Genomic DNA, 23131 nt, shown 5'->3' on the forward strand with positions numbered 1-23131 from the left:
CGCGTCAGATTCCCGGGTCGAAGCCGCGTTCCAGCCACTCGAAGATCTGCTCGGCCGCCTGTTCCGCGGTGAGCGCGGTGGTGTCGATGCGGATCTCGGGGGTCTCGGGCGCCTCGTAGGGGCTGTCGATCCCGGTGAAGTTCTTGAGATCGCCGGCGCGGGCCTTCTTGTAGAGGCCCTTCACGTCGCGCGCCTCGGCTTCGGCCAGGGGCGTGTCGACGAACACCTCCACGAACTCGCCTTCGCCCAGCAGCTCGCGCGCCATCTGCCGCTCGGCCCGGAACGGGCTGATGAAGCTGACCAGCACGATCAGGCCGGCGTCGACCATCAGCTTGGACACCTCGGCGACCCGGCGGATGTTCTCCACCCGGTCGGCGTCGGTGAATCCCAGGTCCTTGTTGAGGCCGTGGCGGACGTTGTCGCCGTCCAGCGCATAGGTGTGGCGGCCCTCGGCGTGCAGCCGCTTTTCCAGGAGGTTGGAGATCGTCGACTTGCCCGAGCCCGAGAGGCCGGTGAACCAGACCACGCGGGCCACCTGGCCCTTGGCGAACGAGCGGGTCTGCTTGTCCACGTCCATCGCCTGCCAGTGGATGTTCTGGCTGCGGCGTAGCGCGAAGTGCAGCATCCCGGCGCCGACCGTGCGGTTGGTGATCCGGTCGATCAGGATGAAGCCGCCCAGGTCCTTGTTGTCGGCGTAGGCGTCGAAGGCGATGGGGGCGGCGAGCGAGAGGTTGCAGACCCCGATCTCGTTCAGCTCGAGCTTCTTGGCCGCGAGCTTCTCCAGCGTGTTGACGTTGACCTTGTACTTGGGCTCGTGGACCTGGGCCTGGACGGTGCGCGCGCCCACCTTGAGCAGGTAGGGGCGGCCAGGCAGCAGGGCTTCGTCGTCGAACCAGACGATCGTGGCTTCGAACTGGTCGGCCACCTCGGGCGGCTGGCCGGCGATGGCCAGGACGTCGCCCCGGCTGATGTCGATCTCGTCCTTCAGCGTCAGGGTCACCGACTGGCCCGCGACGGCCTCGTCGAGGTCGCGGTTGAAGGTGACGATGCGGTCGACGGTGCTCTCGCGGCCCGAGGGCAGGGCCTTCACCTTGTCGCCGGGGCGGATGACGCCCGAGGCGATCAGGCCCGAGAAGCCGCGGAAGTCGAGGTTCGGCCGGTTCACCCACTGGACAGGCATCCGGAACGGCTTGCCCTGCAGATCGTCCTCGACCGGCGCGTTCTCCAGCCAGCGCATCAGCGCGGGGCCGGTGTACCAGGGCGCTTTGTCGGACGGCTCGGTGATGTTGTCGCCCTTCAGCGCCGACATGGGGATGGCGGTGAAGTCCTTGATCCCGATCTGGGCGGCGAAGTCGTGGTACTCGGCCACGATCGTGTCGAAGGGCTCCTGGCTCCAGCCCACCAGGTCCATCTTGTTGATGGCGACGACCACGTGGCGGATGCCCAGCAGGCTGACCAGATAGCTGTGGCGGCGCGTCTGGGTCAGCACGCCCTTGCGCGCATCGATCAGGATGATGGCCGCGTCTGCCGTGGAGGCGCCGGTGACCATGTTGCGCGTGTACTGCTCGTGGCCGGGCGTGTCGGCGACGATGAACTTGCGCCTGTCGGTCGAGAAGAACCGGTAGGCGACGTCGATGGTGATGCCCTGCTCGCGCTCGGCGGCCAGGCCGTCCACCAGCAGGGCGAAGTCGATGTCGCCGCCCTGGGTCCCTACCTTCTTGGAGTCGGCTTCGAGAGCGGCCAGCTGATCCTCGAAGATCATTTTGGAATCGTAGAGCAGGCGGCCGATCAGGGTCGACTTGCCGTCGTCCACCGACCCGCAGGTCAGGAAGCGCAGCAGGCTCTTGTGCTCGTGGGCCTTGAGATAGGCCTCGATGTCTTCGGCGATGAGGGCGGACTGGTGCGACATCAGAAGTAGCCCTCCTGCTTCTTCTTCTCCATCGACGCCGACTGGTCGTGGTCGATCACCCGGCCCTGGCGCTCGGACGTCGTCGCCAGGAGCATCTCCTGGATAATCTCGGGCAGGGTGGCGGCGGTGCTCTCGATGGCGCCGGTCAGGGGATAGCAGCCCTGGGTGCGGAAGCGGATCGAGCGCATTTGCGGCACTTCGCCCGGCCGCAGCCGGAAGCGGTCGTCGTCCACCATGATCAGGTTGCCGTCGCGCTCCACCACCGGCCGCTCGGCGGCGAAGTAGAGGGGCACGATCGGGATATCTTCCAGGTAGATGTATTGCCAGATGTCGAGCTCGGTCCAATTCGAGATCGGGAAGGCGCGGAAGTTCTCACCCTGGCTCTTGCGGGTGTTGTAGAGGCGCCAGAGCTCGGGCCGCTGGTTCTTCGGGTCCCAGCGATGCTCGGCGGTGCGGAAGCTGAGGATGCGCTCCTTGGCGCGCGACTTTTCCTCGTCGCGGCGGCCGCCGCCGAAGGCCGCGTCGAAGCCGTACTTGTCCAGCGCCTGCTTCAGGCCCTCGGTCTTCCACATGTCGGTGTGTAGGCTGCCGTGGTCAAACGGATTGATGCCACGCTCGCGGGCTTCCGGGTTCTGGTGGACCAGCAGCTCCATGCCGCTTTCGCGGGCCATGCGCTCGCGAAGCTCGTACATGGCCCGGAACTTCCACGTCGTATCGACGTGCAGCAGCGGGAAGGGCGGCTTGGACGGGTAGAACGCCTTCTGCGCCAAGCGCAGCATCACCGCCGAGTCCTTGCCGATGGAGTAGAGCATCACCGGGCGCTCGCACTCGGCCACGACCTCGCGGAAGATCTGGATGCTCTCGGCCTCGAGCCGCTGCAGGTGGGTCAGGGTCTTGGGTGACAACACGGCCGGCTCTTGAACGCCTTTGGCGGCTGCATGGGGAAGGACGCTGACGTCCATGGGGCGGGCCCCTACACAAAGCTGATGAAACCCGCTCGCGGATGCGTGCGGGGTCGGCCCGGGCGATGAGTTAGCTGTCGGCTCTGGGGCGCGCAAGGCGACCGGACCCCAGGATTTCTCGACGGGCGTCCAGCGCCTCTGGTCCGCCGCGCCTCCCCGCAACAAGGCGTCAGGCCTGCAATGCAATGCCGCTTGGAGTCGCCTGCCACGGCGTGGCACAAGCGATCGACGGAAGCGCATACCCGTCTTTCGAGCCGGAACACCGGCCGGAGGCGGATCAGGTCGGGGGCTATCGGTATGAGTGAGCAGGCAGCGACGGCGCCGAAGCAGGCGTCCGCGGGCTACAGCTGGTTCGTCGTCTGGTTCCTGGCGCTCATCTACACGCTGAACTTCCTGGACCGGCAGATCGTCTCGATCCTGGGCAAGCAGATATCAGCGGATCTCAACCTGTCGAAAACCGAGTTCGGCCTGCTGGGCGGCACGTCGTTCGCGCTGCTGTACACGACGTGTGGGATCGGCGTGGCGTACCTGGCCGACCGGGTCAGCCGCAAATGGATCATCGGCGTGGCCTGCGCGATCTGGAGCGTGTTCACCGCGCTCTGCGGCACGGCCCAGAACTTCACGCAGATCCTGCTCTACCGGATGGGCGTCGGCTTCGGCGAGGCGGGCGGTTCGCCGCCCTCGTACTCGCTGATCTCGGACTATTTCCCGGCGGCGAAACGCGGCACGGCGCTGGCGATCTATTCGCTGGGCGTGCCGGTGGGCTCGATGCTGGGGGCGTTCTTCGGCGGCAAGCTTGCCCTGGAGTACGGATGGCGGATGGCCTTCGTGATCATCGGCCTGCCGGGGATCTTCCTGGGCATCCTGACGCTGATCCTGGTGCGCGAACCCAAGCGGGGCGGTCTGGACGCCTTCGTTGACGGGGCCACCGAGCATCCGCCGGCGCCGCCGCTTCTCAAGGCCATCGGCGCCTTCTTCGCCAACCGGACCCTGGTGCTCACCGCGGTGTCCAGCGCCATGTCCGCCTTCGTGGGCTATGCCGGCCTGGTCTGGAACCCGCAGTTCCTCGAAACGACCAAGGGCATGGCTGCAGCGGACGTCGCCACCTACTACGCGCTGGCCCTCGGTGTGACCGGCATCGTCGGCACGGTCGTGTCGGGCTGGCTGGTGGACCGACTGGGCCACAAGGACCGTCGCTGGTTCGCCTGGGTTCCGGCCATCGCGTTCACGCTCTCCATCCCGTTCTGGTTCGGCATCCTCTGGGCGCCGACCTGGCAGATCGCGATGCTGTTCCTGCTGGGGCCGATGCTGATGAACCAGGCCTATCTGGCGCCGGCCCTGACGGTGGCCCAGAACGCGGTGCCGCCGGCGCAGCGCACCATGACGGGGGCGATCCTGCTGTTCGTGCTCAACCTCGTGGGCCTGGGGGTGGGGCCCGTCTACGTGGGCTGGATTGCCGACCGGATGGAGCCCGCTCACGGCGACCAGGCGCTGGTCTATGGCTATGCCGGCGTGATCCCGTTCGTGCTGCTGACGGTGGTCGCTCACCTCGCGGCGTCATACTCCATTGCCCGGGACAAGCGCCTGGCGGCGGCCCTCTAGCACCGTCCGAAAGCCGCGATCCGGGGACGATCCATGTCCGAAAACCGCGAGACTATTCGCGGCTGAAGCCTCATCCTTCGGGGCATGGACATGGATTTCGAAGCTTGCCGGCGCGCTTTTCAGACCCGCGATGCGCGGTTCGACGGGCGCATCTTCGGCGCCGTGAAGACGACCGGCATCTACTGCCGGCCGATCTGCCCCGCGCGCACGCCCAAGCCGCAGAACATGACGTTCTACCCGACCGCGGCGGCGGCGCAGGAGGCGGGCTACCGTCCCTGCCTGCGCTGCCGGCCCGAGGCCTCGCCCGACCTGGGCGCGTGGCGCGGCACGTCCAACACCGTCTCGCGGGCGCTGGCTCTGATCGAGGCCGGGGCGATGGACAGCGGCGACGTGGATGCTCTCGCCTCGCGTCTGGGGGTCGGTGAGCGACAGCTGCGCCGCCTGTTCCGCCAGCACCTGGGCGCCTCGCCGGTGTCGGTGGCCCAGACCCGTCGGGTGCTGCTGGCCAAGCAGTTGATCCAGGAAACCCGCCTGCCGATGAGCGAGGTGGCGCTCGCGTCGGGCTTCGGCAGCGTGCGGCGCTTCAACGAGACCTTCCAGCAACTGTTCGGCCGCCCGCCCGGCGAGCTGCGGCGCTCGCGCCAGGCCGAGATCCCGGCCGCCGACGGGATCACGGTGCGGCTGCCCTACAAGCCGCCCTACGATTGGGAGGCGATCATCCGCTTCCTGACGGATCGGGCGATCCCCGGGGTCGAGCGGGTGGAGCCGGGGCGCTACGCCCGCACGCTCGCGGTGGACGGGGCGACCGGCGTGGTGATCGTCACCCCCCGGAAGGACGGCGCGCTCTCGGCCGAGATCCGCTTTCCGAAGATGAACGCCCTGCCGGCGGTGATCGCGCGCGTGCGGCGCGTCTTCGACCTCTCGGCCGATCCGACGCTGATTGGGGCCCATCTGTCGCAGGATCCGGCGCTCGCCCCGCTGATCGCGGCGCGGCCGGGTCTCCGGGCGCCTGGCGCCTGGGACGGCTTCGAGCTGGCGGTCCGGGCGATCCTGGGCCAGCAGATCACCGTCACGGCCGCCCGCAACCTCGCGGCCAAGCTGGTGGAGCGCTACGGCGAGCCGATCGAGAACCGCGCCGCGGCCGACCTCGGGCTGACCCGCGTATTCCCGACGCCCGAGCGCCTGGTGGGCGAAGACATCGCCGCGCTGGGCATGCCCCGGGCCCGTGGCGCGGCGTTGGAGGGTCTGGCTCGGACGGTCGCCGCCGACCGCAGCATCTTCACCCCGCGCGGCGACCTGCGAAGCGCCATCGATGCTCTGAAGGCCCTGCCGGGCGTGGGCGAGTGGACGGCGCAGTACATCGCGCTGCGCGAACTGCGCGAGCCCGACGCTTTCCCACAGGCCGACATCGGCCTGATGCGGGCGATGGCCGACGAGAACGGAGTGCGCCCCACCGCCGATGAGCTGCTCGCCCGCAGCGCCGCCTGGACGCCCTGGCGCGCCTATGCCGCCCAACACCTCTGGGCGCACGATCCCGGCCTGACGCCGGCGGGCGCCAAGAGCACACCATCCAAGAAGGACAAGCCCGATGACCGCCAAGCTGCCTGAGACCTTAACTCTGGACCGTACGCCGACGCCGATCGGCACGGCGCTGGTGGTCACCGACGAGGCCGGCGTCCTGCGGGCCTTCAACTGGACCGACTATGAGCCCGCGATGCTGAAATGGATCGGCCGCCGCTATCCGAAGGCGAGGCTGCTCGAAGGGCAGGGGCCGCTGCGGGCGGTGTTCGATGCCTATTTCGCAGGCCAGACCGACGCGTTCGACGACATCGCCTGGGAAGGCGCGGGGACCGATTTCCAGCGCACCGTCTGGAAGACCCTGTGCTCGATCCCGGCCGGTGAGACCTGGACCTACGCTCAGTTGGCCGAGCGCATCGGCCGCCCGACCGCGGTGCGCGCCGTGGGTCTCGCCAACGGGTCGAACCCCGTGGCGCTGGTGGTGCCCTGCCACCGGGTGATCGGCTCGAACGGCTCTCTCACCGGTTACGGCGGGGGCCTGCACCGCAAGCGCTGGCTGCTGGAGCACGAGGGCGCGAGCTTCCGCGCCGCAGCTTAACGGTTTCGCTAGAGCGCATCCCGCCGAGGATGAGGCGCCGCAGGCGATAAGGATGCGCTCCAGCAGGAAGATGACGAGCCCGTTTCTCCCGGTTGCCTTGATTCAAGCCAACCGGGACGGGCTCTAGGGTCGGCGGTCAGCGCCGTCGGCCTCTGTCCTCATCTTTGTGATCCGGCTCCCCCTGCGACAGGTCGTCAGGGCGCTTGTTCCATGGCTGCCAAGCGAACAGCCAGACGACGATCATCGCCACGAAGAGGATGAGGAGGGAGTACTGCTCCATGCCTCGTGCATGCGGGCGCGCCCCTGGGGAGTCAAGCTCTTCGCCTCGGCGGACGCGGGCTGCAAAGTAAAGCCAGGCGCAAGTCGGCGTGGTTAATGAAGAAATACAATAAGGTTAAGTTAACCACCCAATTTAATGCGATCGGAACCGGCATTCCACATTCTCACGACAGTTGGTGGGGTGATGACATTCGGCGCACCTAAGTCGTCGAGCGCACCCGAGACGAGAGAATTTGGAGATACCGGGTGGCTACCATCATCGTCAAAGACACGATTGGCCTGACGACAGCGCTAAAGAGCGCCCAGGCCGGCGACACCATCAAGCTGGCGGCCGGCGACTATTCATCGTTCACGCTCAACGGCATCAAGTTCGGCGGCGTCGGCGTAACCATCACGTCGCTGGATACCAACAACGACGCGCGCTTGACGGCGTTCGAGCTTCGCGGCTGCGAAGGCATCACCTTCCGTGATCTCGAACTGGCCGCCGACCCGACCAAGGCCAACCCCTATCAGGTCCTGGACTCGGCTCGGATCAACCTCGACAAGCTCTTTGTGCATGGCTCGCTCGACGGCGATGCTCAGAACGACCCGGCTGGCATCCTGATCCGCGGCAGCAACAACGTCACGGTGACGAAGTCGCAATTCGAGCAACTGGAGTTCGGCATTACCCACGCCGACTCGCGCAACATCACCATCGACGGCAACAAGTTCACCGGAATTCAGGAAGACGCCGTCCGCGGCGGCGGCACGTCTCAGATCAAGATCCTGAACAATGTCTTTTCCAACTTCGATCCCGTCGACGGCGACCACCCCGACGCCATCCAGTTCTGGACGCGCAACACCACGACGTCGGCGACCGACATCACCGTCAGCGGCAACCTCATCCTGCGTGGCGAAGGCGAGGCGACTCAGGGGGTGTTCTTCCGCGATCAGGTTGGCGATCTCCCGTTCAAGAACGTGGTGATTTCGAACAACCTGGTGGTTGGCAGCACGGCCAACGGCATCACCGTGATCGGTGGGCAGGGCATCACGGTGACCAACAACGTGGTGGCCGCGCTGCCGGGTCAGACGGCCACGGTCAGCCTCACCAAGGTGGACGGCGCCACGCTGACCGGCAATCAGGCCAGCATCTATTCGATCCAGTCCTCGACCACGAATGTTGCGAACACGAACAACGTCGTGCTCCCGGGCGTCAGCGACGGCGGCGCCAGCCTCGTCGCCGCGTTCACCGCGAAGAACGCGAACGTGCTGGCGATTTCGTCCACCACCGAACTGCAGGGTCTCGTCACGAAGGCGCTCAGCGCCATCGAGGCGACCCGCATCCAGTCCGCGGTCGTCACCGGCACGTCCGGCAATGATCAGCTCAAGACCCTGGCGGACCGCAACACGCGCGTTGAAGGCGGCGACGGCAACGACCTCCTGGACAGCGTGGGCGTGGGCCACAACACCCTCGTCGGCGGCGCGGGCGACGACACCTATCGCCTGACCTCGTTGAACGACGTGGTCATCGAGAACGCCAACGGCGGCAACGACCACGTCATCTCGTCGGTGAACGTGACCCTCTCGGACAACATCGAGAAGCTGACATTGACCGGCGAAGCGCGGGTCGGCGTCGGCAACGCGCTGGGCAACAGCATCGGCGGTTCGACGGGCGGCGACACCATCTCGGGGATGGGCGGCGACGACAACATCCAGAGCAACGACGGCGACGACCGGGTCTTCGGCGGCGAGGGCGCGGACTCGGTCTACGGCGGCAACGGTAACGATACGATCGCCGGCGACGCGGGCGCCGACCGCCTGCGCGGCGACGGCGGCAACGACTCGCTGTCGGGCGGGGCGGGCAACGACATCCTCGACGGCAGCCTGGGCCAGGACGTCATGGCTGGCGGCCTGGGCGCCGACCAGTTCACCTACAACAACATCGAAAGCTCTGGCGAAGTCATCTTCGACTTCAGCCGGGCGGAAGGCGACAAGGTGATCCTGACGGCGCTGGATGCGAACACGGTGGCGGACGGCAACCAGGCGTTCGCCTTCATCGGCACGGCCGCCTTCTCGAAGGTGGCCGGTCAGCTGCGCTACGAGGTCTCGGGCGCCGACTCCTACGTGATGGGCGACCTGAACGGCGACGGCGTGGCCGACTTCCGGGTCCTTATGAAGAACGTCACCAGCTTCCAGGCGACAGACTTCATGCTCTGATCTGGCCTTCTCGGATCGAACGCGGCGCGGCGTCCCCCAGGGGCGCCGCGTCTTGCGTTTTCTGCGGCTTCACGAACATGACGAAGATTTCACGATGCCCCGCTCGCCTCGCGTCAGGCTGGAGCGTATAGCGACCGCAGGTGGAATCGTCGGGGAAGGGCCCATGGCGTCGTTGACGGAAATGGTGGCCGCTGTGGTCGTGCATTCCTCGGCCGCCGCCTTCTCGCACTTCGGCGTCACCCTGGAGCCGCCGCGCGTCGAGCGCCCGGCCGTTCCGGTCGACCAGCGCATCGTGGCCCGCACGCCCCGCAAGGCCGCCGATCGCGTCGAGAAGACCTCGATCTGTCCCGAAGACGCCAAGGCGCGCGTGGTCCGCGCCTGATCGGCGCGACCGACCGCCTAGCGCGACATTCCGCCCGAGAACGCCCGAATCGACGGCGCGCCTGTTTGCGTCCGCCTCGCGCCCGGCTAGGTTCTGGCGGGGACTTCGGGGGCCGGGCGGGGCTGGATGCGCCGGTCCCTCGGACGGGAAGGAATGGGCTTGATGAAGTTCTCGAAGCGGCCGCAACCGATGGACTTCGGGCGCCCCGTCGAGGACGCGCCCAACAACGACGACCATGACGCGCCGCTGCTGGACGCCGAGGCCGTGGGTTTCCGCCGGATCGACCCCGCAGCCGAACAGTCGCCCGCGCTGCGCCCTCACCGCGCCGAGCTCGAGGCGGCGGCCGATGACGCCTACGCCCATGCTGTCGAGATCGAGGAGACGCCGCCGGCGGGCTGGCCGATCTGGCTGATCGCCACGGCCGTGGCGGTTCTCTGGGCGGCCGCGCCGATCGCGTTCGCGGTGGGCTACCGGGCCAACATCGCGCCGCTGCAGTACGACCCGTTCGCCCTGGGTGTGTTCGCGCTGCTGTCGATCGGCCCCGCCGCCTTCGTTCTGCTGGCCGCCTACATGATCCGCCAGGCCCAGAAGCTGGCGTTCGAGGCCCGCCGCGGTCGCGCCATGGCCGAAGACATGCTGTCGCCCGCCCTGGTGGCCGCAGCCCGCGCCGGGGACGTCACCCAGGCGGTGCGGGACGAGATCGCACGCGCCGGCGCCGCCGCCGAGGAGGCGCGCGAGACGCTGCTGGCGATGCGTGACGCCCTGGCCTTCGAGACCGACAAGCTGACCGGGGCCACTGCCCAGACGGTGCGCACGGCCGGCGAACTGGCGGGAACGCTGGGCCGGGAGCGCTCGGAGATGAGCGCTCTGGCTCAGACCCTGGACGCGCAGGCCACCAAGGTGGCCGACGCCATCACGCTGCAGGCCCGCATGGTCACCGACGCCACGGGCGTCGCCGAGGCCCAGATCCGGGAGGCCGAAGCCGCGCTGTCGGCCCGCGCCGCCGACCTCGCCGCCGCGGCCGGCGAAGCCAGCAGCGCCGCGCGCACGGCGGGAGAAGATCTCACCCGTCACATCGCCCGGCTGGAGACCGCCGGGACCGGCGTCACCGAGCAGGTGCGGGCGGTCGAGGCAGGCCTGTCCGAGCAGCGCACGGCGCTGGTGGCGCTCAGCCAGTCGCTCAAGACCGATCAGGATGTCTTCGCCGGCGAGGCCGAAGCGCATGCCGCCAAGCTGGCCGCCTTCATCGAGGAGGCGCGCACGTCGGCGGCCGAGATGGGCGAGCGGGCGTCGGCGGGCGGCGAGCAGCTGCGCCGCCTGATGAGCGATGCGGCTCTGCAGTTCCGAGACCTGGCCGAGACCGCCAAGGCCGAGCGCGAGGAATTCGGCCAGTCCACCCTCCAGTCGCTCGAGGCCGTCTCGGCCGCGGCGGCCGAGCAGCGGGCGCAGCTGGACGCCCAGACGCGCGCCGCGATCGCCGCGCTGGCCAAGGCCGCCGATGAGACCCGCGAAGCCGCCGCCCGCCACGCCGCGGCCGCGCGCGAGCAGGTGGACAACCTGTCCGAGGCCGCCTTCGGCGCCGGCCAGAAGGCCAATCAGGTGTTCGAGGCCCGGCTCGAGGAGGCCCGCGCGCTGATCGAGGAGTCGTCGAAGCTGGTCGAGACCGCCGGGCAGAACACGGCGCGCAAGCTGGAGCAGGGCGCCGCCTCGGCCCGCGCCGCCATGGACGAACTGGCCGCCATGCTCTCGGACCTCGAGGCGCGGGCGCGAGAGCTCCCCGCCGCCGCCGCGGGGCAGGCCGACCAGGTACGGGCCATCGTCGCCGACGGCATGGACGAACTGATGGCCCAGGCCCGGCGCACGGCGCAGGAGGCCGAGGCGATCGACGCGGCCTTCCAGGACCGCGTGCGGCGCAACTTCCAGATGCTGTCCGAGGCCGTCCGCATCATGGGGGTCGCTGCGGCCGCGCCCCGGCCGCTCCGATCGCGCCTCTGGCCGCCGCGCCGCCACCCGACCAGCCGCCTCCGGCCCGCAAGCCACGCCGCGCCCCCGAGCCGGACTTGGCTCTTCCCGTCGAAGAGCCGGGCGAGCTGGCCGACCGCATCGGCCTGCGCAACCGCATCCGCTTCACGCCCACGGCGACCGACCGCGAGTTTTCGGCTGTCTTCGAGACCGCCGCGGGGGCGCCGCCGCCTGCGCCGCCGGAGGGTGACGATGGCGACGAGCCGACGGGCGAGGCCTGGACCTGGAAAGACCTTCTGGCGTCGCTGGACGGCTCCGACACCGACGGGGAGCGGCTGGAGGAAACCCTGGCGGGCGAACTGGCCCAGATGGGCGTCGACCCGGCGAAGCTCCTGCCGCAGGGACGCATCGAAGAGATCGCCGCCGCCCTGCAGACCGGCGACCTCGACGGGGCGCGGGAGGTGGTGCGCAAGCTGGCGCCGGCCGCGACCCGGCGGATCGCCCGGCGACTGTTCACCGACGAGGACATCCGCCGCCGCACCGAGATCTACGTGCGTCGTTTCCGCACCCTGACCGACGACGCCACGGCGCGCGACCCGGGCGGCCTGGCTTTGGCCAGCCTGCTCGAGGCCGAGGGCGGGCGGACGTTCCTGCTGCTGGACGCCGCCGCCGGCGACACCATCTAGAGCCTGTTCGGATCTGGCGGGGTCGCCTGATCGGATGAAACCGGCTCTCCGTCGGAAGCTTGAGCGCGTTTCGGCGCAAGTGCTCTGGCGGAACCCGGGCCGGCCGCAGCGGCGTTGAGGTGAGATGGACAGTCAACGTGAGCGCGCCCACATCGCGTGGCGCCGGGCCGAACGCATCCGCAAGCTCTCCGACCGGCTCATCGGCGTCGGTCCGTGGGGTCTGGGCGTCGATGGCGTGGTGGCCTGGATTCCGGTCGCGGGAACGGTTTACTCGGTCGGCGCGGCCGGCCTTCTGCTGCACGAGGCGTTCCAGGCCGGCGCCTCGCGCGCCACGCTGCTGCGGATGGCCGCCTATCTGGGCGCGGACAGCCTCAGCTCAGGCGTTCCGATCGTGGGCTGGGTGGTCGACACCCTGTTCACGGGCCACGCCTTCGCCGCCCGCGCGCTGCAAAGGGACATCGAACGCCGGCATGGCAGGCCGGAGCTCGAGACCACGATCGGGCAAGCGGCGACCGAGCCCCGCTAATGGTCGGCGGCGGATCGCCGGCAACGGCCTGTAAACGCCTCCTCTGCATGGATTCTCCATGCCGAGACGGTTGACGGCGGCGGAAGTCCCCCACAGGAAGGCCAGCATGAAGATCCTGATTACCGGCGGCGCCGGCTTCATCGGCTCGGCCGTTGTCCGGCGCGCCATCGCAGACGGCCACGAGGTGGTGAATCTCGATGCGCTGACCTACTCGGCCAACCTGGAGAACGTGGCCGGCGTGGCCGACGATCCGGGATATGCGTTCGAGCATGTCGACATCTGCGACCGGGCCAAGGTCGAGGCGGTGTTCGCCCGTCATCAGCCTGACGCGGTGATGCACCTGGCGGCTGAAAGCCACAACGACCGCGCCATCGAGGGCCCCCTCGACTTCGTGAAGTCCAACATCCTGGGCACCGCGATCCTGCTGGAGGTGGCCCGCGACTACTGGGGCAAGCTGGACGCGGCGAAGAAGGCCGCTTTCCGCTTCCACCACATCTCGACCGACGAGGTGTTCGGGGCCCTGGGCGAGGACGGCGACTTCACCGAGGAGACGCCCTACGACCCGCGCTCGCCCTATTCGGCGTCGAAGGCGTCGTCCGACCACCTCGTGCGGGCCTGGGGCCACACCTACAAGTTCCCGGTGGTCATTACGAACTGCTCGAACAACTACGGGCCCTACCAGTTCCCCGAGAAGCTGATCCCGACGGTGATCACGCGCGCAATGGAAGGTAAGGAGATCCCCGTCTACGGCGACGGCCGGCAGGTGCGCGACTGGCTGCATGTGGACGACCACGCCGAGGCGCTGCTGCTGGTGCTGCAAAGGGGGCTCCTGGGCGAGACCTACTGCATCGGCGGCGACGCCACGAAGCGGAACCTCGAGGTGGTGAAGATCATCTGCGCCCACCTCGACAAGATGGCGCCGGCCAACACCCCGCATGCCGACAAGATCAAGTTCGTCACCGACCGCCCGGGCCACGACTTCCGCTACTCCATCGACGCTTCGAAGCTCGAGCGCGAACTGGGGTGGAAGGCGCGCATGCCGCTGGACGAGGGGCTTGAGGACACCGTGCGCTGGTACGTCGACAACTACGCCTGGGTCGAAGGCATTCGCACCCGTGGCTTCCATTCCGACCGTCTGGGGCTGGTGAAGGCGTGAGAAAAGGCATCGTTCTCGCCGGCGGCGCCGGCACCCGGCTGCACCCGCTGACCATCGCGGTCAGCAAGCAGCTGCTGCCGGTCTATGACAAGCCGATGATCTATTACCCGCTGTCGGTGCTGTTCCTGGCCGGCGTGCGCGAGATCCTGATCATCACCACGGCCGAGGATCAGGCGGGCTTCAAGCGCCTGCTGGGCGACGGCTCGCGGTTCGGCGCCCGTTTTGAGTACGTGATCCAGCCGACGCCCGGCGGCCTCGCCGAGGCCTATCTGCTGGGCGAGGAATTCGTCGGCGGCGAACCCAGTGTGCTGATCCTGGGCGACAACATCTTCTTCGGGCAGAACTTCGTGCAGATGCTGAAGTCCGCCGACGCCCGCAAGGACGGCGCGACGGTCTTCGGCTATCCGGTGCACGACCCCGAGCGGTACGGCGTGGTCGAGCTCTCGCCCGACAACAAGGCGCTGTCCATCGAGGAGAAACCCGCGAAGCCCAAGTCGAACTACGCGGTCACCGGCCTCTATTTCTACGATGGCCGGGCCAGCGAGATGTCGAAGACGCTGGAGCGCTCGGCGCGCGGCGAACTCGAGATCACGGCGCTGAACGACCTCTATCTCCAGCAGGGCGAACTGCACGTCGAACTGCTGGGGCGTGGCTTCGCCTGGGAGGACGCCGGCACGCACGACAGCCTGATCCAGGCGGGCGAGCTCATCCGCACCTACGAACAGCGCCAGGGCCTGCGGATCGGCTGCCTCGAGGAGATCGCCTTCGAGAACGGCTGGATCAGCCGCGACGAGCTCATGAAGCAGGGCGACGCCCAGGGAAAGAGCGAGTACGGGCGCTATCTTCGCGACCTTGCCGGTCGCGGCGCGTAACACCGCAGGTGGACGCTATGGGCGGTACTCGCCAGGATGGGCGGAGGCTGTTAGGCATCTACCCAGAAAAATTCGGCGGCGAGGCCGACCGGCGGAGACGCCGGCATCCGCGCCGGTCTGAGTTTCGTAAGGAATTTCGCATCATCTACCCGCCGAGGCCGCTGAGCGCGGCGCGGTTCTAGGGAGGGGCCCTTGAAGATCAGAGCACTTGTTATTGTGGCCGCTGTCAGCGCCGGGCTCAGCTTGTCCGGCTGCGACCAGGTCAAGAAGCTCATGGGCGGCGGGAAGGCGAGCGGCCAGGTCGTCGCCACCGTCGACGGCGAGGAGATCACCAGCCTGCAGCTCCGGACCGAACTGGGCAACTTCGGGTCGCGCGACCCGGAGGTGATGAAGGCCGCCCAGCAACAGGCGCTGCAGCGCATCATCATGCGCAAGCTGATCGCGAAGAAGGCCCGCGAAGAGAAGCTGGACAAGGGCACCGACTATACCCTGCAGGTCGAGCGCGGCCAGGAGGCCCTGCTGGCCCAGCTGTATCAGCGCAAGCTGGCGTCGAAGGCGGCCCAACCGACCAAGGCCGAGGCCGAGGCCTATGTCGCGGCGAACCCCGCGCGCTTCTTCCAGCGCAAGGTGCTCTTCGTTGACCAGGTCATCGCCGCGCCGAACAAGATCTCGCCGGAACGCCTGCGTCCGCTGCAGACCCTCGACCAGGTCAAGGCGCTGCTCGATTCGGAAGGCGTGCAGTACCAGACCAACGCCGTCGTGCTCGATACCCTCTCGGCCGACCCGCGCCTGGTCCAGGGCATCGCCAACCTGCCCCCGGGCGAGATCTTCGTGATCCCGCAGGGCGGCGCGATCCTGTTCAACCACGTGAGCGACTCTCGCACTGTGCCGTTCACCGGCGACATGGCCACGGCCTACGCGATGAACGCGCTGCGCCAGCAGAAGGCCGGCGAGGTGGTGACCAAGCAGATCACCGACATGCGCAAGGCCGCCGAGTCGAAGATCGTCTACAATCCGGCGTTCAAGCCGCCGCCTGAAAAGAAGGCCCCGGCCGCCAAGGCTCCGGCGGCGGCTCCCGCGGCGGCTCCGGCCGCAGCGCCGGCCGAGCCGGCCGCGAAGTAGACCGCGGCGTCACCGGGCTACGAAAAAGGGCCGGCCCTCAGCGCCGGCCCTTCTGTTTTTCGCGTTGCCCCCTGGGTCTTGGCCGTCGCCCGAAGACGTCGACCCATCGCCCCTACGAGGCGGTCGCCGCGCGCGGCGCCGTGGCTTCGCGGTTGAGATTGCGCTGGGCCCAGATCATCCAGATCAGGGTCGGCAGGCCTTCCTCGACGAAGGCGTAGCGCGCGCCGCTCTCGCCGCCGGCCATGGGCTTCAGAAGATTCTCGCTCAGCAGCACCTCGATGGCGTCCTGCGCCTTGCGGGCCGAGATGGTGTTGACCGTCTCCACGTCGTGCGCGTCGAAAACACCGTCGGCGGACAGCGAGGCGCGCGAGGTCATCGCCAGCACGTCCTGGCGGCCCTGATCGAACAGGCGGCGCACATGCTGCTGGGCCGGCGTGGCGATCCGGCCCTGGAACTCCTGGATCGTACGGTCCACGGCGCTGGCCACGTCGGCCGGCGTCACCGTGCTGCGACCGGCGTCCAGTGCGGCGTGGCCGGCGTGATGGCAGATCAGGTTGGCGATATAGGGCGAGCCGCGGGCGACCTCGACCACGAAGGCGCTGGCCTGGCTGTCGAACTTCAGGTCGGCCTCGCGCTCGCCGTTGGCCACGATCTGCAGGACCTCGGACTCCGACATCTTGGGCACGCGCAGGGCGAAGATGTTGCGGCGGATCGACGGGATATGCTCGACCAGTTCGGTCAGGTCGGCGGCGACGCCGGCCAGCACCAGTTGCACCCGGCCCAGTCGGTCGGAGAGGTTCTTGATGACCTCGGCGACGTCGCGGCGGAAGGCGCTGGACTCGGCGCGGTCGAACTCGTCCAGGATGATCAGCACGCGCGTGCCCGTGAGGCGCGCCGAAAGATCGCCGAATTTGCGCGGCGTCAGCGGCTCGTTGGGAAGCAGGTCGGCCAGCGACGAGCCCTTTTCAGCCTCGGACCCCGTGGGCGAGAAGCCCGAGTGGAAGAGCAGGGGATTTCGGCGGCGGCCGCGCGGAAGGTCTCGTCGAAGTTCGAGTTCGCGCCGCACGACGTATAGACGACGATGTAGCGCGCCTCGGTGGCGGCCTGGGTGAGAATGTGCATCAGCGACGTCTTGCCGATGCCGCGCTCGCCGTAGAGCACCACGTGAAGGCGCTGGTCCTCGATCGAGCGGATGATGGTCTTGAGCACGTCGTCGCGACCCGCGAACAGGCGGCGGTCGGCGACGGGCTGCGAGGGGGTGAAGGCGTGCCGCAGCTTGGCGCGCACGGCGGCGAATCGATCGGCGCTGCGGCCGCTCATCTGATCGCTGGCGGTTGTATTGAATCGGGGCAGCGTGCCGGTCTCGGGCGCGCGGCGGTGCGCCTCTCGGACCAGCGGCTTCACCACGGCAGTCTGAGCCGCCTGCTGGCGCGGCGCCTTCGCCGCTGCGGGCGTCTTGCGCTTGAACGGGTTCCAGCCGGCCAACTCGTTCTCCATCGTCGGTTCGTCAGGGATCATACAGACGCGTACGCGCGCGATCCGCACTTGGACGCGCAGGGTGCACGCCTTCTACCTTCTGTTTGCTTAACCACCCCCAGAAGTCGATTCTAGGGCGCCTTGCATCTTTTCATGCCGCGCTGCGGTATAAGGTTCTGGCAGCTGTTAACCACCGGTGCTATGAGTTGGCCCGGAGTTTGCAGCGCCATGGTGGTCGCTCGAGTTTCGTTGCGCTTCTGGCCCAAAGCGGGCCCGGCCAGCGGGAGTTCAGGCAGAAGGCAAGGCTTACTCGCCCCTTAGGGGAACCCGGATGACAAGGTATTTCCGGACCTCTAGGGTGAATCGCAAGTTAAATAGGGGTGCACAAATGAACATGTTTTCTAAGGCTCTGGCGGTCGCTGCGGCCACTGCCACTCTCGCGACGGCCGGTTCGGCCAGCGCGGCCGTCTACATCTCGTTCGACGGCGTGACCGATGCCTTCGTCGACCTCGACGACGGCGTGATCAACCAAGCTTTCGGCTCGGTCGGCGGCTTCGCCTCCGTGCTGGTCCAAGGCAACGCCGACACCGTGGGCAAGGGCATCCTGCACTCGACCGCGGTCGAAGTGACGGCCGGCCAAACGGCTGCCAACCTGACCGTGTGGGTCACGCGTACGGGCCTGATCTCGGACTTCGCGGCGTTCCTGTCGTCGACCAACAACAACAACGCCAACGGCCTGACCTCGACGATCGAGCAACTCTTCTCGTCGTCGAACGCCAAGTACACCGGCGTGTCGCTGAGCTCGATCACCAAGACCGGCCTCGGCTCGAACAGCGTCGACAGCACCTTCGACATCGGTGGCGGCGGCGTGTACTCCTGGACCCAGAAGTACACGATCACGGCTACCGCTGGCGCTGCTCAGCGTTCGGCTTCGCCGACCTCGCTGGCCGTTGCGGTTCCGGAACCCGGCACCTGGGCTCTGATGATCATGGGCTTCGGCGCTGCCGGCGCGATGATCCGTCGCCGCCGCTCGGTCTACGCGTAAGCGTCAACCAAGCCTGAATTGCGGAGGCCGCCGACCCTCGGGTCGGCGGCCTTTGCTTTCTGGCGTCCGGTTTACCAGCGCTGATCACCGGCTCCAGGCTGCGCCGCCGTCCGCACGGGGGCGGCGGCTTTGCATTTTGGTGAGGTCCGGTAGATAGGCTGCCAGGGTTGCGTGCGGACCCAAACGGCTGTCTGCATGTCCGCGATTCAAGAGGCGGCGGATCTCGAGAAAATGTTCTGGCTTACGGTCGGCAGGATCCTCTGGGCGCGGTGGCCCATCATCGCGATCGTGACCTTCGGCGCGCTGGCGGGCGGCGCCGCGGTTGTGGCCACTGCTGATCGCCAGTACGACGCGACCGCCCGGGTCATGCTGAACATCTACAAGCCAGACCCCATCACGGGCGTCCTGATCGGCCGCCGCCAGATCGATCCCTACCTGGAATCGCAGCTCGCCTTCATCCGTGACCCTCAGGTCGTGGCCCCCGCCGTCGAGGCCGTCGGCTGGCTGGACGATCCCGAGATCCTGAACACCTATGCGTCGCGACCATCCAGCGATACGCGGCCGCTCGTCCTCTGGCTGGCGCAGTCGGTGGCGGCAGCTCTCGACACCTCGCTGGTCGATGGCAGCAATATCATCGAGATCCGCTATCGCGGCGCCTCCCCGGAACTTGCGGCGCTTGTGGCCGGGGCCGTGCGCGACGCCTACATCGCCGGTAGCATTGCCGAGCGACGCAATGCGGCCCAGGTGGATGCGACCGCTCAGGCGGAGCGGGCAGAGCGCATCCGTGCGGAACTCGCGGCTCTGCAGGCGCGGAAGTACGCCATGGAGCAAGCGACCGGCGTGATCCTGACGCCGAGCGGGGCTGACGTGGACAGCGAACGTCTGCTGACCCTTGCGCAACCACCGGCTCCCGGGCTGGCCAACAATCTCCCGATCTTCGCCAAGCCGGCCACCTTGCGCGGCCGGTTGGCGGTCATCGATTCCGAGCTCATGCAGGCCAGTCAGGCGCTGGGACCAAATCATCCGCGGATCCTGGAGATGCGTCAGATGCGGGCCCAGCTGGCGTCGCAGGCCGATGCCGAGGATCGCGAAGCGGGCGGCGTCGCTGCGGTGGTTACCGCCAACGAGAGGGCTAAGGCCGCGACTTTCAACGCACAGCGCGAGCGGGTGCTAAGCCAGCGTCAGGACGCCCTGCGTCTGCGACTCATTCAGGACCAGATCAACCCGAAGGCGCAGGCGCTGAAAACCTCACTGCAGCAGGTGGCCTATCTTCGCCAGCTCACCACGACCACCGAGAGCGGCCTGACCTCGATGGGCGATGTCGCCATCGTCCCTGGCGTCGCCTTTCCGAACGCCCCCCTGATCCTGGGCGGCACCGGCGGGATTGGTCTGGTCGCCGGAGTGATTGCGGCCTTGCTGACCGAGATGTTCAACCTGCGTGTCCGCACTCTGGCCGGTCTGCGCACGGCGGCGCCCATTCCGGTGCTGGGCTCGATGCCTGCTCTTCGCGAGCCGGCCGTGAAGCGACAGCGGCGCCGGCCCCGCCTGCGCAAACTCAAGCCCGCCACCGCGTAATGGAGCCCACTGCGCCTTCCGACGCGCCAGGCGAGGCCGTGCAGGAAAGCCTGCTGACGCGAATTGCGAAGCTGGGTGTGGATTCGCGCGCCGCCGCCCTCCTGCAAGGCTCGGCCGCCGCCATCCAACAGCACGCCATCAGCGGTCGCCGGGGCCTGGCCGTCTGTGCGGCAGCCAAGGGCGCCGGCGTGAGTTTCGTGACCGCGGGCCTTGCATTGACCGTCGCTCAGAGCGGCCTTCGCACGCTGGTCATCGACGCGAATCTGCGGACTCCGGCGCTGATGGACATGATCCGCCCGCCGTCCACGCCGGCGCATGGGCTCCTTCAATACCTTCGAGGTGAACTGGACGACCCGGGCGCCCTTGTGCAGGCCGACGTGGAGTTCAATCTGTCGGCGATCTACGCCGGTGGCGCGGGCGAGGGCGTCCAGGACCTCTTCGACACCGAGAGGTTCGAGCAGGTGATGCAGTATGCCTTGCGCACCTACGACCTGACCCTGATCGACACACCGCCGGCCAACCGTTGCGCTGAGACGCGGCGGATCGCGGCGGTGGCCGGGTATGCGGTCCTGGTGGCGCGGCGTGACGTGACCATGGCCGAAGACCTGGGGACGTTGATCAAGGATCTTCGCCTCGACCGGACCGAGATTATCGGATCGATCTTCAACGAGGGCTGAGCCCTCAGTTGGAGGGCGGGCCGCGTTCGTTGCGCAGGCCGGCGGCCCAGCCTGAGAAGCCGTAACCGAACTGCGTCCAGGCTCCCCGCCGACCATAGCGCATGAAGAGCTGTCCGAGCGCCGCCAACGCGGCCACCGGCAGGCGGCCTGGGAACAGGTCGCGGGTCAGCAGCATGCGGTTGCGTTCGTCCAGGTAGATCGGCAGGCGAGGACGGCTCTTCAGGCCGGCGTTTGAGCCAGTGGTCGCCCCGTGCGCGTGCTTGACACGGGCGCCCGGCGCGAAGCCCAGCCGCATGCCGTGGCGCGCGGCTCGCAGGAACCACTCGCCCTCCTCGGCATAGAGGAAGTAGTCCTCGCGCATGAGGCCGACGGTTTCGAGGAACCGGCGGCCGATCAGCATCGAGGCGCCGTTCAGGAACGACTGGGCCCGTTCGACGGCGCCCCCATCCACTGGCGTCTCCAGCCGCGAGCCGTTCCCTATGGATTCGGCCCGGGCCAGCCAGGCGCGCCAGCGGCCCCCGTGCGACTGAACCTCGCCCGTCTCGCGATAGAGCGTGCAACCGACCGCGTCGACATCGCCGACCTTCAGCCGCGCGACCATGGCGCCCAGCGCGTCCGGGTCAGGCTGGGTGTCGGGATTGAGAATCCACCACGCGTCGGCGTCGGGCGTGCTCTTGAGGCAGACGTTGACCCCGCCCGCGAAGCCTAGATTTCCGCCGGCCTGGTGCGTTGTGACGGACTGGCCGCCGGCCAGCCTGGTCGGCACGGCCGCAACCAGCCGCTGGAACGCCTCGTCCCCCCCATTCTCGCAGATGAAGACCGAGAAGTCGGCGTAGGTCCCGGCCTCCAGCGCGCGCAGGCACGCGGCGATGTCGTCCGCGTTGCGGTAGCCGACGATCGAGATCGAGACGTGCAAGGGCTTGAGGCCGCTCAGAACTTCACGCTGCCGAGCGTGGACGTGTCGTCCAGGCTCCGGTGGCGCGTGTACTGGGCCAAGAGGTGCATCAGCGACTGGTGCACGTCTTCGACGACGCCGTAGTTCTCGGCCTGAACGTGCAGGCTGACATCGGCGACCTTGGCCGACTCGCCGCCGCCGAAGCCGGTGAAGGCCAGCGTTTTCAGGCCCTTCTCCTTGGCCAGCTTCAGCGCCTTGACGATGTTGGGCGAGGAGCCTGACGAGCTGATGGCGATCAGCAGGTCGCCGGGCTGGCCCAGCGAGTCCAGTTGGTAGGAGAAGACGTCGTCATAGCTGATGTCGTTGGCGATGGCGGTGATCAGCTCGACGGTGGTCGACAGGCTGCACACCTTGGGCCGGATCGAGGTGCCCGCGCGGATGCCCTTCAGGCAGTCGCAGGCCAGGTGGTTGGCGATCGCCGCGGATCCGCCGTTGCCGCAGGAATAGATGGTGCCGCCGCGGGCGATGACGTCGCCTACGAGCTCGCCGGCGCGCTTCAACGCGTCCTGGTCGAGGGTGGCCGCCGCGTGGCTGTACTGCTCGAAATAGGCCGTCGCGTAGGCGCCGGCGCCGTCGAACAGGCGGTCGGGGAAGAAGGTCATGCGCAGCCCCTTGTGCTCACGCGTCCGGCCGGGCCGGCGCGTTCGGCGTCACTGATAGAATACGATACTCGTGCCCATGTTCTCGAACCCGAAGTCCACATGACGCAGGTGCGAGAGTGCAGCCTTGATGTCGGCGTGGCGCTCTTTCGGCGCAGAGAACACCATGAAGCCCCCGCCGCCGGCGCCCAGCAGCTTGCCGCCGCGGGCGCCCGCCTTGCGGGCGGCGTCATAGTAGTCGTCGATGTCGCCGCTGGAGATGGCGGCGGTCAGCCCCTTCTTCAGCATCCAGTTCTCGTGAAGGATCTCGCCCAGGGCATCGGTGTTGCCGCTGGAGATCTCGTCGCGCAGCACATCGACCAGCTCGGTCATCCGCACCAGCGCCTGCTTCTTGGCCCTGTCGGCCGCCACCGCGTCGGATTGCTGCTGCAGCACGTTCGAGGCCGAGCGGACGATGCCCGTGTAGAACATCAGCATCTCGGACTCGATGGTGTCGGTCACGCCCGCCGGCGCGATCACCGGCTCCACGGTCACGGTCTCGTCCGGATAGAACTTGATGATGTTCAGGCCGCCGGCGGCGGCGGCGTACTGGTCCTGCTTGCCGATCGGCTCGCCGCACAGGTCGATCTCGACCTCGCAGGCCTCACGGCCCAGGTCCAGCTTGGGCCGGTACTGGCCGAGATAGGCGTAGAGGGCGTGCAGCAGGCCCACGGTGAACGAGCTGGACGAGCCCAGCCCGCTGCCGCGCGAGGGAATGTCGGCCACCGATGTGATTTCGACCCCGCCGTCGACGCCCAGCTTGCCCAGGGTCGCCTTGACGATCCGGTGCTCGATCTCGGCGACCGACAGCACTTCCTCGGTCTTGGAGTAGCTGAGGCGGATACCCGGCTCGAAGCGCTTGTTGATCGTCACGTAGACGAACTTGTTGATCGAGGTGGAGAGCACCGCGCCCACGCCATCGCGGTAGAAGGCCGGCAGGTCGCTGCCGCCGCCCACGAAGCTCAGCCGCAGCGGCGTCTTCGAGATGATCATCG

The 23131-nt window shown here is 68.1% G+C and carries 21 protein-coding genes; 14 read left to right on the forward strand and 7 right to left on the reverse strand.

Annotation, left to right across the window (positions count from 1 at the left end; all coding sequences use genetic code 11):
* Window positions 1–4: 4 nt before the first annotated feature.
* Window positions 5–1909, reverse strand: a complete 1905-nt coding sequence (gene cysN, locus ACQ66R_RS21435; protein ID WP_430425369.1) for a sulfate adenylyltransferase subunit CysN — start codon at window positions 1907–1909, stop codon at window positions 5–7.
* Window positions 1909–2871: a sulfate adenylyltransferase subunit CysD gene (cysD, locus tag ACQ66R_RS21440; protein WP_430425371.1), complete on the reverse strand. Its 963-nt coding sequence runs from the start codon at window positions 2869–2871 to the stop codon at window positions 1909–1911. The genes cysN and cysD overlap by 1 nt, the downstream gene beginning before the upstream one ends.
* 297 nt (window positions 2872–3168) lie before the next feature.
* Here cysD and ACQ66R_RS21445 point away from each other — a divergent pair, with 297 nt between their 5' ends.
* The 11 genes from ACQ66R_RS21445 (at window position 3169) to ACQ66R_RS21495 (ending at window position 15770) form a co-directional block, all read left to right on the forward strand.
* The gene (locus tag ACQ66R_RS21445; RefSeq protein WP_430425373.1) at window positions 3169–4473 is read left to right on the forward strand and encodes a spinster family MFS transporter; all 1305 of its coding nucleotides are present in this window, start codon (window positions 3169–3171) and stop codon (window positions 4471–4473) included.
* A gap of 90 nt (window positions 4474–4563) precedes the next feature.
* Window positions 4564–6081 carry an AlkA N-terminal domain-containing protein gene (locus tag ACQ66R_RS21450; RefSeq protein WP_430425375.1) on the forward strand — a complete coding sequence of 506 codons (1518 nt, stop codon included), beginning with the start codon at window positions 4564–4566 and terminating at the stop codon, window positions 6079–6081.
* Entirely contained in the window at window positions 6062–6589 is a 528-nt protein-coding gene (locus tag ACQ66R_RS21455; RefSeq protein WP_430425377.1) for a methylated-DNA--[protein]-cysteine S-methyltransferase, read from the forward strand. The genes ACQ66R_RS21450 and ACQ66R_RS21455 overlap by 20 nt, the downstream gene beginning before the upstream one ends.
* Before the next feature lie 525 nt (window positions 6590–7114).
* Window positions 7115–9064 (forward strand): right-handed parallel beta-helix repeat-containing protein, encoded by a 1950-nt coding sequence (locus ACQ66R_RS21460; protein WP_430425379.1) that lies wholly within the window; start codon window positions 7115–7117, stop codon window positions 9062–9064.
* A gap of 163 nt (window positions 9065–9227) precedes the next feature.
* On the forward strand, window positions 9228–9446 hold the full coding sequence (locus tag ACQ66R_RS21465; protein WP_430425381.1) for a hypothetical protein: 219 nt from the start codon (window positions 9228–9230) through the stop codon (window positions 9444–9446).
* Between the two features lie 162 nt (window positions 9447–9608).
* Window positions 9609–11981, forward strand: coding sequence for a polar localization protein TipN (locus tag ACQ66R_RS21470; RefSeq protein ID WP_430425383.1), 2373 nt, complete (start codon window positions 9609–9611; stop codon window positions 11979–11981).
* The gene (locus ACQ66R_RS21475) at window positions 11960–12094 is read left to right on the forward strand and encodes a hypothetical protein (protein WP_430425385.1); all 135 of its coding nucleotides are present in this window, start codon (window positions 11960–11962) and stop codon (window positions 12092–12094) included. The genes ACQ66R_RS21470 and ACQ66R_RS21475 overlap by 22 nt, the downstream gene beginning before the upstream one ends.
* A 124-nt stretch (window positions 12095–12218) precedes the next feature.
* On the forward strand, window positions 12219–12620 hold the full coding sequence (locus ACQ66R_RS21480) for a DUF4112 domain-containing protein (RefSeq protein WP_430425386.1): 402 nt from the start codon (window positions 12219–12221) through the stop codon (window positions 12618–12620).
* A gap of 106 nt (window positions 12621–12726) precedes the next feature.
* Window positions 12727–13776: a dTDP-glucose 4,6-dehydratase gene (gene rfbB / locus ACQ66R_RS21485; protein WP_430425388.1), complete on the forward strand. Its 1050-nt coding sequence runs from the start codon at window positions 12727–12729 to the stop codon at window positions 13774–13776.
* A complete protein-coding gene (gene rfbA / locus ACQ66R_RS21490; RefSeq protein WP_430425390.1) occupies window positions 13773–14648 on the forward strand; it encodes a glucose-1-phosphate thymidylyltransferase RfbA in 876 nt (291 codons plus the stop codon). The genes rfbB and rfbA overlap by 4 nt, the downstream gene beginning before the upstream one ends.
* Window positions 14649–14840: 192 nt before the next feature.
* Window positions 14841–15770, forward strand: coding sequence for a hypothetical protein (locus ACQ66R_RS21495; RefSeq protein WP_430425392.1), 930 nt, complete (start codon window positions 14841–14843; stop codon window positions 15768–15770).
* 112 nt (window positions 15771–15882) lie between these two features.
* Here ACQ66R_RS21495 and ACQ66R_RS21500 read toward each other — a convergent pair whose 3' ends face one another.
* Window positions 15883–16644: a hypothetical protein gene (locus ACQ66R_RS21500; RefSeq protein ID WP_430425394.1), complete on the reverse strand. Its 762-nt coding sequence runs from the start codon at window positions 16642–16644 to the stop codon at window positions 15883–15885.
* A 47-nt stretch (window positions 16645–16691) separates the two neighbouring features.
* Window positions 16692–17288: an ATP-binding protein gene (locus ACQ66R_RS21505; RefSeq protein ID WP_430425396.1), complete on the reverse strand. Its 597-nt coding sequence runs from the start codon at window positions 17286–17288 to the stop codon at window positions 16692–16694.
* 346 nt (window positions 17289–17634) lie between these two features.
* Between ACQ66R_RS21505 and ACQ66R_RS21510 the strand changes: the two genes are divergently transcribed.
* The 3 genes from ACQ66R_RS21510 (at window position 17635) to ACQ66R_RS21520 (ending at window position 20543) form a co-directional block, all read left to right on the forward strand.
* Window positions 17635–18291 carry a PEPxxWA-CTERM sorting domain-containing protein gene (locus tag ACQ66R_RS21510; RefSeq protein ID WP_430425398.1) on the forward strand — a complete coding sequence of 219 codons (657 nt, stop codon included), beginning with the start codon at window positions 17635–17637 and terminating at the stop codon, window positions 18289–18291.
* A 195-nt stretch (window positions 18292–18486) separates the two neighbouring features.
* Complete coding sequence (locus ACQ66R_RS21515) at window positions 18487–19866, forward strand: hypothetical protein (RefSeq protein ID WP_430425400.1); 1380 nt, start codon at window positions 18487–18489, stop codon at window positions 19864–19866.
* Between the two features lie 77 nt (window positions 19867–19943).
* Window positions 19944–20543 carry a CpsD/CapB family tyrosine-protein kinase gene (locus ACQ66R_RS21520; RefSeq protein WP_430425402.1) on the forward strand — a complete coding sequence of 200 codons (600 nt, stop codon included), beginning with the start codon at window positions 19944–19946 and terminating at the stop codon, window positions 20541–20543.
* Window positions 20544–20547: 4 nt separating this feature from the next.
* Here ACQ66R_RS21520 and ACQ66R_RS21525 read toward each other — a convergent pair whose 3' ends face one another.
* From ACQ66R_RS21525 to ACQ66R_RS21535, 3 genes are read right to left on the reverse strand one after another with little or no spacing between them, the layout of a single operon-like run.
* Complete coding sequence (locus ACQ66R_RS21525; RefSeq protein WP_430425404.1) at window positions 20548–21459, reverse strand: glycosyltransferase family 2 protein; 912 nt, start codon at window positions 21457–21459, stop codon at window positions 20548–20550.
* A gap of 14 nt (window positions 21460–21473) precedes the next feature.
* Complete coding sequence (locus ACQ66R_RS21530; RefSeq protein ID WP_430425406.1) at window positions 21474–22100, reverse strand: D-sedoheptulose-7-phosphate isomerase; 627 nt, start codon at window positions 22098–22100, stop codon at window positions 21474–21476.
* A gap of 48 nt (window positions 22101–22148) precedes the next feature.
* On the reverse strand, window positions 22149–23129 hold the full coding sequence (locus tag ACQ66R_RS21535) for a kinase (protein ID WP_430425408.1): 981 nt from the start codon (window positions 23127–23129) through the stop codon (window positions 22149–22151).
* Window positions 23130–23131: the final 2 nt, after the last annotated feature.

This window comes from Phenylobacterium sp., from assembly GCF_965284355.1.
Classification (GTDB): Bacteria; Pseudomonadota; Alphaproteobacteria; order Caulobacterales; family Caulobacteraceae; genus Phenylobacterium.

Coding starts and splice junctions, on each gene's coding strand:
- cysD (WP_430425371.1), bottom strand. CDS start 2,871: ATGGACGTCAGCGTCCTTCCCCATGCAGCCGCCAAAGGCGTTCAAGAG.
- ACQ66R_RS21450 (WP_430425375.1), top strand. CDS start 4,564: ATGGATTTCGAAGCTTGCCGGCGCGCTTTTCAGACCCGCGATGCGCGG.
- ACQ66R_RS21455 (WP_430425377.1), top strand. CDS start 6,062: ATGACCGCCAAGCTGCCTGAGACCTTAACTCTGGACCGTACGCCGACG.
- ACQ66R_RS21445 (WP_430425373.1), top strand. CDS start 3,169: ATGAGTGAGCAGGCAGCGACGGCGCCGAAGCAGGCGTCCGCGGGCTAC.
- ACQ66R_RS21510 (WP_430425398.1), top strand. CDS start 17,635: ATGAACATGTTTTCTAAGGCTCTGGCGGTCGCTGCGGCCACTGCCACT.
- ACQ66R_RS21505 (WP_430425396.1), bottom strand. CDS start 17,288: ATGATCCCTGACGAACCGACGATGGAGAACGAGTTGGCCGGCTGGAAC.
- cysN (WP_430425369.1), bottom strand. CDS start 1,909: ATGTCGCACCAGTCCGCCCTCATCGCCGAAGACATCGAGGCCTATCTC.
- ACQ66R_RS21480 (WP_430425386.1), top strand. CDS start 12,219: ATGGACAGTCAACGTGAGCGCGCCCACATCGCGTGGCGCCGGGCCGAA.
- ACQ66R_RS21515 (WP_430425400.1), top strand. CDS start 18,487: ATGTCCGCGATTCAAGAGGCGGCGGATCTCGAGAAAATGTTCTGGCTT.
- ACQ66R_RS21465 (WP_430425381.1), top strand. CDS start 9,228: ATGGCGTCGTTGACGGAAATGGTGGCCGCTGTGGTCGTGCATTCCTCG.
- ACQ66R_RS21535 (WP_430425408.1), bottom strand. CDS start 23,129: ATGATCATCTCGAAGACGCCGCTGCGGCTGAGCTTCGTGGGCGGCGGC.
- ACQ66R_RS21470 (WP_430425383.1), top strand. CDS start 9,609: ATGAAGTTCTCGAAGCGGCCGCAACCGATGGACTTCGGGCGCCCCGTC.
- rfbB (WP_430425388.1), top strand. CDS start 12,727: ATGAAGATCCTGATTACCGGCGGCGCCGGCTTCATCGGCTCGGCCGTT.
- ACQ66R_RS21530 (WP_430425406.1), bottom strand. CDS start 22,100: ATGACCTTCTTCCCCGACCGCCTGTTCGACGGCGCCGGCGCCTACGCG.